18 protein-coding genes are annotated in these 16,607 nt (G+C 35.4%); 10 read left to right on the forward strand and 8 right to left on the reverse strand.

Going from position 1 to position 16,607, the window contains the following annotated elements; all coding sequences use genetic code 11:
* Positions 1-104: 104 nt before the first annotated feature.
* Positions 105-914, reverse strand: coding sequence for a DUF1338 domain-containing protein (locus DOS84_RS01865; protein WP_111408402.1), 810 nt, complete (start codon positions 912-914; stop codon positions 105-107).
* A 189-nt stretch (positions 915-1,103) separates the two neighbouring features.
* Between DOS84_RS01865 and DOS84_RS01870 the strand changes: the two genes are divergently transcribed.
* A complete protein-coding gene (locus DOS84_RS01870; RefSeq protein WP_111408403.1) occupies positions 1,104-1,577 on the forward strand; it encodes an Lrp/AsnC family transcriptional regulator in 474 nt (157 codons plus the stop codon).
* A gap of 62 nt (positions 1,578-1,639) precedes the next feature.
* Here DOS84_RS01870 and trpS read toward each other — a convergent pair whose 3' ends face one another.
* The gene (trpS, locus tag DOS84_RS01875) at positions 1,640-2,614 is read right to left on the reverse strand and encodes a tryptophan--tRNA ligase (RefSeq protein WP_111408404.1); all 975 of its coding nucleotides are present in this window, start codon (positions 2,612-2,614) and stop codon (positions 1,640-1,642) included.
* 103 nt (positions 2,615-2,717) lie between these two features.
* Here trpS and DOS84_RS01880 point away from each other — a divergent pair, with 103 nt between their 5' ends.
* The gene (locus DOS84_RS01880; protein WP_111408568.1) at positions 2,718-3,488 is read left to right on the forward strand and encodes a lysophospholipid acyltransferase family protein; all 771 of its coding nucleotides are present in this window, start codon (positions 2,718-2,720) and stop codon (positions 3,486-3,488) included.
* 45 nt (positions 3,489-3,533) lie between these two features.
* Here DOS84_RS01880 and recA read toward each other — a convergent pair whose 3' ends face one another.
* The 6 genes from recA to DOS84_RS01910 form a co-directional block, all read right to left on the reverse strand.
* On the reverse strand, positions 3,534-4,553 hold the full coding sequence (recA, locus tag DOS84_RS01885) for a recombinase RecA (protein ID WP_111408405.1): 1,020 nt from the start codon (positions 4,551-4,553) through the stop codon (positions 3,534-3,536).
* A gap of 129 nt (positions 4,554-4,682) precedes the next feature.
* Positions 4,683-5,465, reverse strand: a complete 783-nt coding sequence (locus tag DOS84_RS01890) for an enoyl-CoA hydratase/isomerase family protein (protein WP_111408406.1) — start codon at positions 5,463-5,465, stop codon at positions 4,683-4,685.
* A gap of 10 nt (positions 5,466-5,475) precedes the next feature.
* Complete coding sequence (locus DOS84_RS01895) at positions 5,476-6,891, reverse strand: sensor histidine kinase (protein ID WP_111408407.1); 1,416 nt, start codon at positions 6,889-6,891, stop codon at positions 5,476-5,478.
* Between the two features lie 156 nt (positions 6,892-7,047).
* Positions 7,048-7,605, reverse strand: coding sequence for a CopD family protein (locus tag DOS84_RS01900; RefSeq protein ID WP_111408408.1), 558 nt, complete (start codon positions 7,603-7,605; stop codon positions 7,048-7,050).
* 5 nt (positions 7,606-7,610) lie between these two features.
* On the reverse strand, positions 7,611-8,624 hold the full coding sequence (hemH, locus tag DOS84_RS01905; protein WP_111408409.1) for a ferrochelatase: 1,014 nt from the start codon (positions 8,622-8,624) through the stop codon (positions 7,611-7,613).
* Positions 8,625-8,726: 102 nt separating this feature from the next.
* Positions 8,727-9,599, reverse strand: a complete 873-nt coding sequence (locus DOS84_RS01910; protein ID WP_111408410.1) for an AraC family transcriptional regulator — start codon at positions 9,597-9,599, stop codon at positions 8,727-8,729.
* Between the two features lie 228 nt (positions 9,600-9,827).
* Between DOS84_RS01910 and hemA the strand changes: the two genes are divergently transcribed.
* From hemA to hemF, 8 genes are all read left to right on the forward strand, one after another.
* A complete protein-coding gene (gene hemA, locus DOS84_RS01915; RefSeq protein ID WP_111408411.1) occupies positions 9,828-11,087 on the forward strand; it encodes a glutamyl-tRNA reductase in 1,260 nt (419 codons plus the stop codon).
* A 193-nt stretch (positions 11,088-11,280) separates the two neighbouring features.
* A complete protein-coding gene (locus DOS84_RS01920) occupies positions 11,281-11,685 on the forward strand; it encodes a GxxExxY protein (protein ID WP_111408412.1) in 405 nt (134 codons plus the stop codon).
* A gap of 136 nt (positions 11,686-11,821) precedes the next feature.
* Entirely contained in the window at positions 11,822-12,748 is a 927-nt protein-coding gene (gene hemC / locus DOS84_RS01925; RefSeq protein WP_111408569.1) for a hydroxymethylbilane synthase, read from the forward strand.
* A 148-nt stretch (positions 12,749-12,896) separates the two neighbouring features.
* Positions 12,897-13,559, forward strand: a complete 663-nt coding sequence (locus DOS84_RS01930; protein ID WP_111408413.1) for a uroporphyrinogen-III synthase — start codon at positions 12,897-12,899, stop codon at positions 13,557-13,559.
* 69 nt (positions 13,560-13,628) lie between these two features.
* Positions 13,629-14,654 carry a uroporphyrinogen decarboxylase gene (gene hemE, locus DOS84_RS01935; RefSeq protein WP_111408414.1) on the forward strand — a complete coding sequence of 342 codons (1,026 nt, stop codon included), beginning with the start codon at positions 13,629-13,631 and terminating at the stop codon, positions 14,652-14,654.
* 48 nt (positions 14,655-14,702) lie between these two features.
* Positions 14,703-15,080, forward strand: coding sequence for a hypothetical protein (locus tag DOS84_RS01940; RefSeq protein WP_111408415.1), 378 nt, complete (start codon positions 14,703-14,705; stop codon positions 15,078-15,080).
* A 2-nt stretch (positions 15,081-15,082) separates the two neighbouring features.
* Positions 15,083-15,634, forward strand: coding sequence for a GNAT family N-acetyltransferase (locus tag DOS84_RS01945; protein ID WP_111408416.1), 552 nt, complete (start codon positions 15,083-15,085; stop codon positions 15,632-15,634).
* Complete coding sequence (gene hemF / locus DOS84_RS01950; protein ID WP_111408417.1) at positions 15,624-16,526, forward strand: oxygen-dependent coproporphyrinogen oxidase; 903 nt, start codon at positions 15,624-15,626, stop codon at positions 16,524-16,526. The genes DOS84_RS01945 and hemF overlap by 11 nt, the downstream gene beginning before the upstream one ends.
* Positions 16,527-16,607 lie beyond the last annotated feature (81 nt).

Raw genomic sequence — 16,607 nt, forward strand, 5'->3', positions numbered from 1 at the left:
ATTTTCCTAATAGAGGCGCAATATTTCTTAAAAAAAGCAATAACTTGTCGTTTTTCTCCAGATATAACAGAGAATTTGACAAGTTATCGACTTGTTTTGACCTTTTAATTTTGCAATTTCACATCAGTACTTTCAAAAATTTTATCAGCAGAAGAAGCTACAAATCCTTGGTATAAATTACCATCAGGCATGGCATATCTCAAGGCAAATTCGTAGTAACAAGATGGAATTTCAAAAGAACCTTCTTCAAAGTTGATGGTATGTAAATCAGCCAATGTACTGGATTGCTCTAAAAATTGCTCAGGAGTTCCTTTTATTTTTCCGCCAGAAGCGTTCAATTTCCACCCGCTTTCTTCCAAGAAAGTATTCAATTCTTCCAATTTTTCAAAGTGTTTAAGCGCATTTACATTAATTGTAAAATGATTGGCGCGAAAACCATAGATATACATCCAAGCAGCATATTCCGATTCTTCCAAGAGTGATTTGTATATCGCTTGTGAATTTGATTTCCAAAAAGTACTGTTCAAAGCCAATTGTGGGTGATTAAATTCATTCGGATCGCAATCATCCAGTAATTTTTTTACCGTGTTTTGTAAAGATTCGGAACATTTTTCTAACTCTAATTCGGAGATGAAAATTCTTGGTGCATCTTTGTCTGTAGTGTGTTCGTAATGTTTGGCGAACAATTTTTTTGATTCAAATACATATTCTCCACGGGCTTCATACCCAACGTTTAAGAAAATTTTTTCTAATACCGAGATGTTGACTCTTTTGTCATTAAAAGTACGAATCGCAATGTGATCGTTTAGAATCGTTTCGCCTTTTTCTTCTAATAAAGTGTGTATCTTTTTTGCAGATGGGGTTATTTCAGCATATTGTTCCCATAGTTTCGAAAGCAGTTGATTTTTGTCCATTTCTGTCTGTGTTTTTAAATTGTAAGAATGACACAAAACTAAATAGAAATCTGTCGAACTAACATATTGTTGATTCGATTATTGATAAATAGACATATTTGAATGATAATTGTGTAATTTTGACAGATGTAAGCATTTTTTTTGCTTTAGAATTGTCAATGTTATAGTTTTCAACCAAATAGTTAAGTGATGTTAAACTCCAAAAACAACGAAAATACTGATTATTTAGACCAAGAAATCATCAGAAAGCTGAGTGAGAACGGAAGAATTCCATATTCTGAATTAGCCAAAGAATTAAAAGTGTCTAATTCTTTAGTGCATTTGCGTGTTCGAAAATTGCAGGAGTCGGGGGTGATTGCCGGGTTTTCTGTAAAATTGAATGCCAAAGCCAATGGTTTTGAAACGATTACCTATACAGGAATTACCACCAAAGAAGCCCGTTTTGCCTACTCAATAGCCGAGCAACTCAAATTGATTCCCGAGATTGTGGAATGCCATTGGGTTTCGGGAAAATATGCTTTGTTTATCAAGATTGTGGCGGCCAATAACGAAGAGTTACGAAAAATCATCTACGAACAAATTCACATTATCGAAGGAGTGGGGGGGACGGATTCCTTTATTTCTTTCGGTTCCGCTTTCGAGAAAAACTTACCGATACAGTAAAAAAAAGACCAATTGATACAATTTATTTATCAATTGGTCCTTTTATAGTTTTAAGGAATGTTTTAGATTTCAAATCCCAATTTCTCTCTTACTCTTGCCAAAACTCCGTTGGCAACAATACTGGCTTTTGTAGCTCCTTTTTTCAATAAAGCATCCACTTCAGGAAGATTGTTGATGTAGTAGTTGTATTTTTCTCTTTCGGTTTTAAATTTTTCCAAAATCAATTCAAACAAAGCTTGTTTGGCGTGGCCATATCCATAATTACCTCCTAAATAGTTGGCTCTCATTGTTTCGATTTGCTCTTCATTGGCTAACAAAGAATAAATAGCAAAAGCATTACAAGTATCTGGATTTTTTGGATCTTCTAATGGTGTACTATCGGTTTCAATACTCATCACTTGTTTGCGTAGCGCTTTGTCATCCAAGAAAATATTAATGATATTATTCGCCGATTTACTCATTTTTCCTCCATTAGTACCAGGTATCAGCATGCTGTCTTCTTGTATTTTAGCTTCTGGAAGTACAAAAGTTTCTCCCATTTGGTGGTTGAAACGAGACGCTACGTCACGGGTAATTTCCAAGTGTTGCAATTGGTCTTTTCCAACGGGAACAAATTGGGCATCATATAATAAAATATCGGCTGCCATTAACATCGGATACGAAAACAAACCGGCATTAACATCATCCAATCGATCTGATTTGTCTTTGAAAGAGTGTGCCAATGTCAAACGCTGAAAAGGGAAAAAACAACTCAAATACCAAGACAATTCCGCTGTTTGTGCGACATCCGACTGACGGTAAAAAACTACTTTTTCAATATCCAAACCGCAAGCCAACCAAGCGGCAGCGGTACTATAGGTGTTGGCTCTCAGTGTTTCTCCATCTTTTATTTGTGTAATTGAATGCAAATCGGCAATAAAAAGGAATGATTCGTTTTCCGGTTTATTTGACAGTTCGATTGCGGGTATAATTGCGCCCAATAGGTTTCCTAAATGCGGAGTTCCTGTACTTTGAACGCCTGTAAGTATTTTTGCCATTTTTATTTATTTAAATCTCGTATGATTGTATGGTGATGTAATATTTGACCGCAAAGTTAATTCTTTTGCTAAATTTTCCGCAAGTTTCCTTACTTTTGACTTTATGAAAAGTGTAAAAAAGATATTTTGGGCCGTTTGGCGGGTTTGGTTTTATGTTGTTATGCTCATACCCATCCTGATTATGCTTCCTTTTTTGGTGGCTTCCATATTGACTGAAAAAGGGTATCCTTATTTTTTTAAAATGTCCCGGATTTGGGCCAAATGTGTGCTTTTTGGAATGGGTTTCTACTATAAAATTGAGAAAGTCCAAAAGCTGGATCGTAAGAAAAGCTATATGTTTGTGGCCAATCATACTTCCATGTCTGATATAATGCTAATGCTTGCCTCGGTGGACAATCCTTTTGTTTTTGTTGGGAAAATGTCGTTGGCGAAAATTCCATTGTTTGGTTTTTTCTATAAAAGAACCAGTATTCTAGTGGATAGAAGCTGTTCCAAAAGCAGAATGGAAGTGTTCGATGAAGCCCAAAAAAGAATTGATAGAGGATTAAGTATCTGTATTTTCCCCGAAGGTGGCGTACCACATGATGAGACTATCTTTTTGGATCAATTCAAGGACGGGGCTTTCCGTTTGGCAGTAGAGCACCATTTGCCTATTGTTCCTCTTGTTTTTCCAGATAATAAGAAAAGATTGTCGTACACGTTCTATAGCGGTAGTCCCGGCCTTATGCGCGTCAAGATTTTACCTTTGGTTGAAACGGTTTCGGAGAAAGGAGAACCATTGGACAGAAAGGAAGTTCGTGAACACGTTAGGAACTTAATTTATAATGAATTATTAGCCTTCAAAAAGCTAGATGAATCAAAAATAAGTAAATAAAAAAGACCGTCTCGTTTTTTGGAACAAGACGGTCTTTTCTGTATTTTATGCTTCGGCTAATTCCTTTATGTGATTTTTGATTTTCACTTCCAGTTCATCCGCCAATTCCGGATTGTCTTTAATCAAAGTTTTTACTGCGTCGCGTCCTTGACCTAGTTTGGTATCTCCATAACTGAACCAAGAACCCGCTTTTTTGATGATTTCGAACTCTACAGCAAGGTCAAGTATTTCCCCTGTTTTGGAGATTCCTTCACCATACATAATGTCAAATTCGGCTACTTTAAACGGTGGTGCCACTTTGTTTTTAACCACTTTCACTTTGGTTCTGTTACCCAAAACGTTCTCACCATCTTTAATTTGTGTAGAACGACGGATATCCAAACGTACCGAGGCGTAAAACTTCAAGGCGTTACCACCGGTAGTCGTTTCAGGATTTCCAAACATTACACCGATTTTTTCTCTCAACTGGTTGATGAAAAATACTGTACAATTCGTTTTGCTGATCGTTCCCGTCAATTTTCTCAATGCTTGAGACATCAAACGAGCGTGAAGACCCATTTTGGAATCTCCCATTTCACCTTCAATTTCACTTTTTGGTGTCAATGCAGCAACCGAGTCAATAACCACGATGTCAATCGCTCCAGAGCGAATCAAATTTTCTGCAATTTCAAGTGCTTGCTCTCCGTTATCTGGTTGAGAGATAATTAAGTTTTCAATATCAACTCCTAATTTCTCTGCATAATTTCTATCAAAAGCATGCTCAGCATCAATAAAAGCAGCAATTCCTCCTGCTTTTTGAGCTTCAGCAATTGCATGAAGTGTCAAAGTTGTTTTACCAGACGATTCTGGTCCGTAAATCTCTATAATTCTTCCTTTTGGATAACCACCAACTCCCAAAGCCAAATCAACTCCCAAAGACCCAGATGAAATCGTTTCCACTTCCTCTATGGCTTTGTCGCCCATTTTCATTACAGTTCCTTTTCCGTAGGTTTTGTCTAATTTGTCAAGTGTAAGCTGTAAAGCTTTCAACTTAGCTTCTTTCTCTGAACTGTTTTTTTCTTTCATCTCTATATCTTTTGTTTATTCAGTTTTTCCTTTATTTCAGACAAAATAAGGGATTATTTTTATATAATTTTCGTAAAAATACTCCTTTTTTTCGAAGTAGCAAAAGTTGTTGTTTTTCATTAAAAATTATTATTTCCCCGTAAAAACAGCTTTTCTTTTCTCCAAAAATGCTTTAGTCCCTTCGTTGAAATCTTCGGTTCCAAAACATTTTCCAAAGTTTTTGATTTCGGTCTCGTAACCGTTTTTTCCTTCGGTATAATTTGCGTTGATGGCTTTTATGGCTCTACCAATCGCAAAAGGAGAATTTTTTATGATTTTTTGGGCAATTCCAGTGCAAAATTCAATTAATTCGGATTGAGGAACTACGTGATTTACCAACCCGTATTGTTTAGCTTCATCGGCAGTAATCATTCCGGCGGTCATAATCATTTCCATTGCTCGGCCCTTACCGATTAATTGCGGTAAACGTTGTGTCCCTCCGTAACCCGGAATCACTCCAAGGGAAACTTCAGGAAGTCCCATTTTGGCATTGTCTGAGGCTACTCTAAAATGACAAGCCATAGCCAATTCCAGTCCGCCTCCCAATGCAAATCCATTAACGGCTGCTATAACTGGAGTTTTTAGGTTTTCAATAAAATTAAAAAGCAGTTCTTGCCCCTGGAAAGCTAATTGTGTTCCTTCTTCGATAGTGAAATGGGCAAATTCTGAAATGTCTGCACCAGCAACAAATGCTTTTTCGCCACTACCAGTAAGTATGATAACCTGAATTTCTTTGTTTTTACCCAATATTTTTATGGCTTTGTGCAAGTCATTGATCGTTGCAATATTCAAAGCATTTAGTTTGGTAGGTCTATTGATAACAACGGTTGCAATGTTGTTTTCCAGTGTAATTAAAAGATTGTCGTAGTTCATTGTGTTATAGTTATGAGTTAATAATTGGTAGGGTAACGGTAAATATGGTACCTCTTCCAAATTTAGATTCAAAGGTAATTGTTCCGTTGTAGTTTTCGATGATGTTTTTTATAATTCCAAGACCTAAACCCATTCCACTGTTTTTGGTAGTGAATTTGGGTTCAAAGATATTGTCGACATGTTCAGGACTTATTCCTGTTCCATTGTCTTTTATAGTGATAATGACTTCTTTTTTAATTCTTTCTATGGTAACCAATATCATTTTGGTTTCCTGATCTTCTGGAATGGCCTGTATGGCATTTTTGACCAAATTGGTAATTACCCGGATGAGTTGTGTGCGATCAATTTTGGAAATAATATCTTTTTCGGAACACTCAAAAACAATAAAATCTTCATGAAAAATATCCAAGGTTAGTTCTACCACTTCAACTACATTCAGCATTTCATTTTGTTGGGCGGGCATCGAAGCAAAATCCGAAAAGGCTGATGCTACGGCACTCATCGTGTCTATTTGTTGAATTAAGGATTCCGAGAAATCGTTTAATTTCTGTTTAATATTCGGATCTTCTGGGTGAAACTTTCGCTGAAAACTCTGAATAGTAAGTCGCATCGGCGTTAGCGGATTCTTGATTTCGTGAGCCACCTGCTTGGCCATTTCCCTCCAAGCCAGATCTCGTTCGTTTTGGGCTAGTTTTATGGCGTTTCTTTCGAGTTCTTCAATCATCCTGTTGTAAGCATGCAACAGCATATTAATCTCTTTAATTTTGGCCGAAAATGGTATTTTTTCATTCTTTTGGTTCAAACTAGTATCTCGTAGTTTTTCGGCAAAATCATAGATAGGTTTGGTGATAAAGGAAGAAAGCAAATAAGCCAATCCAAAAGCCAAAGCAATCATAAGCGCGTAGACCTGTGTTAAGCTAACCAAGAAATTGTTTAATTTTTTTTCATAATAACCATCATCGGGAATGTTGGGTAATTTTAGGATTCCAATGGGTTTGAATTTTTTATTTTTTATGAGACTGTACGAAGAGCGGTATTTTATGCCGTTGATAGTTTTGACTTCGACAAATCTTTTGTCAATAGAGGCATTAACCAAGCGCACGATGAATTTTGATATTATTGGGGTTTGTGTCGCCACCGAAAAGGACTCTTTGGAGGATTTCAGTAATTTTCCATCCAAGGAATATATCTGTATTTCAGCATTTTGAATATCAGATATTTCATGAATTTTATCTTTGAAGATTAATTTTATATTGTCATCTGTCAGAGGATAGGTAGTATTGGAAAGCATATAATTGATATGCTTTTTTACATAAAATTCCATGCCTTCAATACGTTTTTGATTGTATTCTTTGGCGACGCTTTTGTATTGAAAGATGGAAATGGTTATGAGCAAAAGGGAAGTTGCAATGATTAATACAACCATTGATAGAAAGATTCTAACACGTAATGAAATTATAGGAATCTTAAATTTTTTAAGCATAATTTTTTTAGTGTTCAGTGTTCGGTTTTTTAGTATCCAGTTAGCAACTTGTGTTCAGTGTTTCGGCTATTAACTCAACATCTGAATACTAAATACTGCTTACTGCTTACTATTTCGCTCCCTAATTCTTTTGTAAAATTTAAAACCAAGCATAATAGTAATCGAAAACAAGAAAATACCAATTACTCCATAAATCCAATTAACTGCATTTTTTAATATAACCAAAAATACAACCGCGAATAAAATTATAGTTGCAACCTCATTCCACAAGCGCATGAAATTGGTGGTGTATTTTACTTCATCTCTCTGCAATTGACTAAAAATTTGTTGACATTTTAAATGATATAAATATAGCACAAAAACGAAGCCAAGTTTTACGTGCATCCAAGGCATTTGTAACCAGGCATTTCCCATTGGGGTAAAAAACAGCATCCAAAATGCAAAAATACTAGCCAATACGGCTGATGGCCAGGTAATGATATACCACAATCGGTATGCCATAATTTTATATTGTTTTTGAAGAATTTCTTTTTCGGGTGAGGTTTTATCAGCGGCTTCTATTTGGTAAACGAATAAGCGGACGATATAGAATAAACCGGCAAACCAAGTGATGACAAAAATGAGATGTAGGGATTTGAGATAGTTGTAGAGTTCCATAAATATTATTTTGCCCAATCATTAATCCATTTACTTACCGTAGCACACCATTCATCATCATCATTCAAACAAGGAATGGCTAAGAAATTTTCGCCTCCCTTTGCTTCAAAATCTTCTTTGGCACGCATCGCAATTTCTTCAAGAGTTTCTAAACAATCCGAAACAAAAGCTGGAGTTACTACGGCAAGATTTTTAATTCCTTTTTCAGGCATTTTATCAATTTCGACATCGGTGTAAGGTTCAAGCCATTTATCTCCCGCCAATCTGGACTGAAAAGTCAAGCTGTATTTATCTTCAGGAAGGCCTAATTTCTCAATTACTAATCTCGTCGTTTCATAACATTGATGGCGATAGCAAAAATCATGAGCAGGTGATGGCGTGTTGCAACAAGAACCATCAATTTTGCAATGTGATTTGGTTATATCTGTTTTGCGAATATGACGCTCAGGAATTCCATGATATGAAAATAACAAATGGTCATAATCAAATCCAGATAAATGCTTCTGGATTGAGTCGGCTAAGTTTTTAATGTAATCTGGTTTGTTATAAAACGCCGGAACATCGGTAATCTTCATGTTTGGAAATTTCTTCTTGCGAATTTCTTCGGCTTTGACCAAAATAGTTAGGGTAGAAGCCATTGCATATTGCGGATATAAAGGAAAAAGTAATACTTCATCTACTCCTTTGTCGTGCAATTCCTGTAGTCCTTTTTCAATATTCATTGAGCCATAACGCATGGATAATGCCACTGGAACACCTACTAAAGGCTGTACTTTTTTATGCATTCTTTCTGAAAGCACAACTAAAGGTGAGCCTTCATTCCACCAAATTTTCTGATAAGCGTGAGCCGATTCTTCTGGACGTTTTCTTAAAATGATGCCACGAACCAGCAAAGCACGCAACAAATACGGAACATCAATAACGTATTTGTCCATTAGAAATTCGTCTAAATAAGGTTTTACATCTTTTGGTTGTGGACTTTCTGGTGAGCCTAAATTTACTAATAATACGCCTTTCATATATAGGTTTGATTTTTTGCCAAAAGTATAGAAAGCAACTTTTTGGAAATATGATAAATGTTATTTTTTTGTTATGTTTAAATATCTAAAAGCAATAGTATTTTAGATATTGGTATTTATGGACATCAAATATTTCTTTGGAGTGGTAGCAAATTTCTTTTTGAAGGCCGCTATAAAATGGCTTCCGGTGCTGTAACCAATTTTTAACCCCACTTCATTTACATTATAGGAACCACTGTCCAGCAATTGACGAGCATAGTCCATTTTATAATCAAAAAGGAAACCATAGACAGTATCGCCATAAATTTGCTTGAAACCCATTTTTAGTTTTTTTAAAGTCAAACCTATTTCGTCTGCCAATTCTTGTAAACCTGGAGGTTCAGCCATATTGGCAATGATGATTTCTTTGGCTTTTTTGATTTTATAAACATTGTCTTCATCAATCAAAAACGGACATTGTTCGGCATTCGGATCTTCAGAGCGGTTGAAATACAAACTTAGCAATTCATATCCTTTGCCTTTGTAATATAAATTCTTAATGGAAGGATTCAAATTATAATGAAACAATTGACTCAAAACAATAGCCATTGAAGGACTGATGTCTCCTTCTTTATAATATTTTTTATCTTTATTCTCTTCACTTAGAAATGGAATGTGTCCTGCATCATTAGAAAATAATCGGTGAAATTTTTGAATCGAAATTAAAATGGATATTACCCAAGTATTAGGTGCCAATTCCAAATTGAGTGGTAATTCTTTTTGTGGATTGTAGAACAAATAGGATTTTTCCTCATTCAAATCCAATATGTAACTTCCTTGATTAAAGTTGAATTTGGCTTTTCCTTTTAAACCGAAATGAAATTGAATCAAGCCATTACTCACTTCGTGTTTGGCTTGAAAAGTTTCTAAACCATCGTTTTGAAAACGAATCAACGTGAAATCATCTTCGATAGTTATAATTTCCTGTGAACCCATAGCGATATTTTTTAAATAAAAAAATGACTTTTACTGAAAGTATTTATTTAGAATCACTCTAAATAAATCAAAAATAAACCCTCGATAACGCTACAAAAATAGCAGTTTTTATTAGAAAACAACGAATTAAATCTAAAAAAACATACAGCGACACAAATAGAACTTTTAGCGTTACTTTTATAGAAACGATAGTAATAGTTTTGTAGTACTTTATATGAAAGGGAATATATGGAAAATCATAACGGTTCAAAGCATCACTATTTTTACTCAATTGGCCTTAGCTACAAAAAAGCAGATGCCGAAATAAGAGGTAAATTTAGCTTGGATACTTTAGCAAAAACACGTCTGTTGGAACAGGCTAAGACTGAAGGAATCAAGAGTTTATTTGTAACTTCAACCTGTAACAGGACAGAAATTTACGGTTATGCCGAACACCCTTTTCAATTAATAAAATTACTTTGCGAAAACAGCAACGGAACAGTTGAAGATTTCCAAAAAGTCGCTTATGTTTTCAAGAACCAAGAAGCTATTTCGCATTTATTTCGCGTAGGAACAGGTTTGGACAGCCAAATTCTAGGTGATTTTGAAATTATAAGCCAGATACGAAATGGTTTTGCCGAAGCTAAAGCAATGGGTTTAGCCAACGCTTTTATGGAAAGATTGGTGAATGCGGTGATACAGTCCAGTAAAAAAATCAAAAATGAAACCGAAATCAGTTCAGGAGCCACTTCGGTATCTTTTGCGTCGGTTCAATATATTATCAAGAACGTTCCAGACATTGGAAACAAAAATATTTTACTTTTTGGAACAGGAAAAATCGGAAGAAATACTTGTGAGAATTTAGTAAAACACACCAAAAACGAGCACATCACTTTAATCAACAGAACCAAAGACAAAGCCGAGAAATTGGCCGGAAAATTGAATCTGATTGTTAAAGATTACTCGGAATTGCATATTGAATTGCAAAAAGCCGATGTAGTGGTGGTGGCTACGGGAGCTCAAAATCCTACTATCGACAAAGCTATTTTGAATTTGAAAAAACCGTTGTTGATTTTGGATTTATCAATTCCAAAAAACGTCAATGAAAATGTCAAAGATCTTGAAGGCGTTACTTTGATTCACATGGATCATTTGTCACAAATGACCGACGAGACATTGGAAAACAGAAAAGCTCATATCCCAGCAGCAGAGGCTATTATTGAAGAAATAAAGGATGAATTTATCGCTTGGACCAAAGTAAGAAAGTTTGCGCCAACCATAAATGCCTTGAAAGAAAAGCTAAACACGATTAAAAATTCGGAATTGGATTTTCAAAGTAAAAAAATGTCCAACTTCAACGAAGAGCAAGCCGAAATCATCAGTTCCAGAATCATCCAAAAAATTACGACCCATTTTGCCAACCATCTTAAAAATGAAGATACAATGGTAGATGAGAGTATCGATTGGATCGAAAAAGTATTTCAAATAGCAACGGCTACTAAAATTTAACCATTAAGATATTAAGAGAATTAAGCGTTGTGTTTTGAAAACTTAATGCAAAAGAATGAACAATTAAGAAATTAAGAGAATTAAGCTTTGAGCCTAAAAAAACTAATCATTAAATGTAAAGATAATTAAGCTTTGTATTTTAAAGCCAGCCTTAATTAACTTAATATCTTAATGGTAAAAAAATAAAAGTTCTATGACAAAAAAAGAGGTTACGCAATTAGCTTATGAAATTACAGGTTTTGCTATAAAAGTGCATAAAGCTTTAGGACCTGGACTTTTAGAAAGCATTTATGAGCAATGCCTTAAATATGAATTAGAAAAAAATGGATACGTTGTTAAACAACAATTAGTTGTTAAAATAGATTATTATGACCTTGAATTAGAATCTGATTTAAGAATTGATTTACTGGTAAATGATTGCATAGTTGTTGAATTAAAAGCGATAGAAAACCTTTTGCCAATTCACGAAGCACAATTACTTACATATATGAAATTGTTACAAAGACCTCAAGGATTATTGATTAATTTTAACACTCTAAATATAACAAAATCAATGAAACCACTTGTAAATGAGTTTTTTTCAAGATTAATAGACTAAACATAAACATTGCCGTAAAGAGATTGGACCATTAAGAGATTAAGAAAATTAAGTTTAAACTTTTTAAAACTTAATTAACTTACATTCAACACAAAGCTTAATGATTCTTAATGTCTTAATGGTAAAAAAACGAAAAATGGCAGAAAAAACAATACGTATTGGAACCCGTGATAGCGAACTCGCGTTATGGCAAGCCCACACGGTAGAAAAAAAACTAAACGATTTAGGCTATAAAACCGAAATCATTGCCGTAAAATCACAAGGAGATATCATTCTTGACAAACCCCTTTACGAACTCGGAATCACCGGTATTTTTACCAAAACACTTGATATTGCTATGATAAATGGTCAAATCGATATCGCGGTGCATTCCATGAAAGACGTTCCAACAGCTTTACCAATTGGCATTGTTCAAGGAGCGGTTCTTGAAAGAGCCAACACTTTGGACATTTTGGTTCACAAAGGAAACCTGGATTTTTTAGAAGGAAAAGGAACTATTGCCACAGGAAGTTTGCGCCGTCAAGCCCAATGGTGGAATAAATACCCCAATCACACCGTAGTCGATTTGCGCGGAAACGTGAATACTAGAATACAAAAACTACAGGAAAACGATTGGAATGGAGCTGTTTTTGCCGCTGCCGGTTTAGAACGCATCAACCTGAAACCCGAAAATTATATCAATCTCGATTGGATGATTCCAGCGCCGGCGCAAGGTGCAATGGTTGTTGTGGCTATGGCCAACGATGATTTTTGCCGAGATGCCGTTGCGCAACTCAACGATATCGAAACTGAAGTATGTACCCATATCGAAAGACAATTCCTGAAAACCCTCGAAGGCGGTTGTACGGCACCAATTGGCGCTTTGGCAAAATACAACGAGATCGAAGATACCATCCATTTCAAGGGAGTTCTATTTTCGATTGACGGAAAGCAAAAAATCGAAGTAAACAAAATCGTTCCCATAGAAGAATGGAAGAAATTAGGTTATAACTCCGCCCAAGAAATTTTCGAAAACGGCGGGACCCAATTGATGGCCACAATAAAAGAAACTTTAAAAAAATAAGGAGCGAAAGATTTGGCTTTTTTGCCAATATGGATTCCCGCTTTCCGTTGCAATCTTTTGCTTTTCGAAAAAAGCAAAAGGATTTTCACTTTAATCGGGGCTAAGACAGAAACAATGGGCTTTTTTAGAATGATTCAAAAAACAAAAAATGAGTAAAACAGTTATATTATCTACCAAAACGCTGTCGGATATTCAACGACGGGAACTTCTAAGTGCTGGTTTTGAAGTATTCGAAGAGGATTTCATTTCGACTAAGAAGCAAGAATTCGAACTCAATTCTATCAACGATAATTTGATTTTTACCAGTCAAAATGCGGCACAGAGTGTTTTGGAAAATTCAGATGTTGACAATTTGAAAAACAAAAATGTTTTTTGCGTTGGACTAAAAACGAAAATTCTATTATCTGAGGCTGGGTTCAATGTAGTTGCTTACACGGGTTATGCCGCTGACTTAGCCGAGATTATTGCTTTGATTTATAGCCAAGAAAGCTATACTTTCTTTAGTGGAAATCTGCGTAAAGAAACACTCCCAAAAGCTTTGAAAGAAGCAGGGATAAAATTCAACGAGATTCAGGTTTATGAAACGCTATTGACTCCTATAAAGATTAAGGAGAAAATCGATGCGATACTATTTTTCAGTCCGTCAGGCGTAGAAAGTTATCTAAAAGAGAATACAATTAAAAACGAGAATTGTTTTTGCATTGGCGAAACTACCGCAAGTGCATTAGACAAAAAAACAAAAAACATCATCGTCGCAGACCAACAAACCATTGAAGACGTGATTGAGGATGTAATAACAGAATATAAGTAAAATAAATAAAAATAAGAGTTTCTTTTACGGTTGTCAAAACTGTAAACTGAAAACTGCAAACTGAAAATTATGTTAAAGAACGACCTATTTTTAAAAGCTTTAAAAGGAGAAACAGTACAACGCCCACCAGTTTGGATGATGCGTCAAGCCGGAAGATATTTACCGGAATTTAGAGCTTTGCGTGACAAATACGATTTTTTCACCCGTTGCGAAACTCCAGAATTGGCTGCAGAAATCACCGTTCAGCCTATTCGCCGTATTGCTCCAGATGCCGCGATTTTGTTCTCGGATATTTTGGTAGTGCCAAGAGCAATGGGAATTCACGTGGAATTGAAAGACAATTTGGGACCGATTATCCCAAATCCAATTCGTACTATGGAACAAGTAAGCCAGGTTTATGTTCCAGATGTAAATGAAACTTTAGGTTATGTTTTTGATGCAGTTAAATTAACCAAAGAAATGCTGAATGATGAGGTGCCTTTGATTGGTTTCGCAGGTTCTCCTTGGACAATTTTCTGTTATGCTGTTGAGGGAAAAGGTTCTAAAAGTTTTGACACTGCCAAAGGTTTTTGTTTTTCAAACCCAGTAGCAGCCCATACTTTATTGCAAAAAATCACCGATACCACTATTTTATATCTGAAAGAAAAAGTAAAATCGGGAGTAGATGCCGTTCAAATTTTTGATTCTTGGGGCGGAATGCTTTCACCAGTGGATTATCAGGAATTCTCTTGGAAATATATTAACCAAATAATTGAAGCTTTGGCTAAAGTTACTCCGGTTATTGTTTTCGGAAAAGGATGTTGGTTTGCTCTAGGCGAAATGGGAAAAAGCAAGGCTTCGGCTTTGGGAGTGGATTGGACATGTTCGGCTAGAAACGCTCGTTATTTATCAGGTGGAAACGTTACTTTGCAAGGGAATTTTGATCCTTCAAGACTACTTTCACCAATTCCAACCATCAAGAAAATGGTACACGAAATGATTGACGAATTCGGAAAAGACAAATACATCGTGAACTTAGGTCACGGAATTTTACCAAATATCCCTGTGGATCACGCAAAAGCATTTATTGATGCAGTGAAGGAATACGGAAACTAGTACGCAGTTCTAAGTTTGCAGAAAGGCAGAAATCAAAGAATTTAAAAAATGCTAAACAAAGGCTTAAGAGACCAGGAAAGTATCCGCATTGACAACGTGCTAAAAAAGTTGATGTCATTGGTTTATGTACCCAAGTTTTGGAATTTGGAAGACCTTCTGTATCTTGAAAATGACTTAAAAGACTTAGCGATGAATGTCGAAAGTCTCAATAACTTTGAGGAAGAGGAATTGATTGTTCATTTGCAACGCCTTAATTTAGATTGGAATCAGTTGGAGTTATTTGCTGATTTTTTGATTGCTTTTTCTAAAGAAAGTCAGTTTGATTTCTCGCAAAAAGCCATTGCCATTTACAATTATATCCAAAAGGAAAGCAAAGTCTTTTCGTTTGGAATAAATGCTAAAATCGCTTCGGCTAAAAACAAATAAAAATGAGTTTTACAGATTGGAAAATAGACCGAATTGAACATATTCTTCCTGAAGAGTTTTATAAACTAATTGATGAGAATAGAAATCACATCGGGAAAACTTTTCCAGTAACTCTCGCCAACTCTGATTCTTTAAAGAAAGCAAAAGATTTTCTGGCTGTCAGTCTTGACAAAGAAAAGAATAAGGAAGGTTATTATTTTTATGCAAGAGATTTAATAACCAATTATTTAATTGGTTATTTATGTGTGAAAACTATAGATTACCGCATTTCAAAATGCGAATTGGGTTATTTTGTAGATGAAGATTTTCAGAGAAAAGGAATCACCTCAAAAATGGTTTTGGATGCACTTGAATTTTGTTTCAACGAATTGACGATGAACAAGGTTTTTATCTGCACTTCAGAAATTAATCTTGCAAGCCAGCGAATTGCATTAAAACACAATTTCAAACAAGAAGGAATTTTACGAGACGAATTTAGAAATGGTGATGGCGAATTGCAAAACACTGTTTATTTCGGATTGCTTAAATCAGAATATAATAACAATGAAAAATAAATTTTACGCATACATACAAAACCTTCAAGACCAAATCGTAGCAGGATTAGAAGCCGTTGACGGAACTGCAAAATTCCGTGAAGACCTTTGGGAACGACCGGAAGGTGGAGGAGGACGTACTCGCGTAATCGAAAACGGAGCTGTTTTTGAAAAAGGTGGTGTCAACATTTCGGCTGTTCACGGAAAATTGCCAGATTCAATGCAAAAACTATTCAATGTAGGCGAAGCCGATTTCTTTGCCTGTGGTTTGAGTTTGGTTTTGCATCCGAAAAATCCAATGGTACCAACGGTTCACGCGAATTGGCGTTATTTCGAAATGTATGATGATAATGGAAATGTGATTCAGCAATGGTTTGGCGGAGGTCAGGATTTAACGCCTTATTATTTGTTTGAAGAAGATGCGGTTCATTTTCACCAAACCTGTAAAAACGCTTGTGATAAACATAACCCAGAGTTTTATCCAAAGTATAAAAAACAATGTGATGCCTATTTTTGGAACGCACATCGCAACGAAGCTCGAGGAATTGGAGGATTGTTTTTCGATTATTGTAAAGCAACCGAAACAATGTCAATGGGAAATTGGTTTAACTTTGTTACAGAAGTAGGGAATAGTTTTCTAGAAGCCTACGTTCCAATAGTCGAAAGAAGAAAAAACTTGACCTACACTGCTGAAAACAGAACGTGGCAAGAAATAAGAAGAGGCCGTTATGTAGAATTCAATTTGGTGCACGATAAAGGCACTTTATTTGGATTAAAAACCAACGGAAGGATAGAAAGTATTCTGATGAGTTTACCGCCGAACGTGCAGTGGGTGTATGATCATCATCCAAAAACGGGAAGTGAAGAAGATAGATTATTGAAAATATTACAAAATCCGATTGATTGGATTTAGATTTAAGAATGAAGATTAACGATTTTTGAATTAAGATGTAAAAAAGTCCTAAAACAAGAAAAGTTTTCTTCAATCTGTGAG

Origin of the sequence: Flavobacterium aquariorum (assembly GCF_003254745.1) — a bacterium.
GTDB classification, from domain to species: domain Bacteria; phylum Bacteroidota; class Bacteroidia; order Flavobacteriales; family Flavobacteriaceae; genus Flavobacterium; species Flavobacterium aquariorum.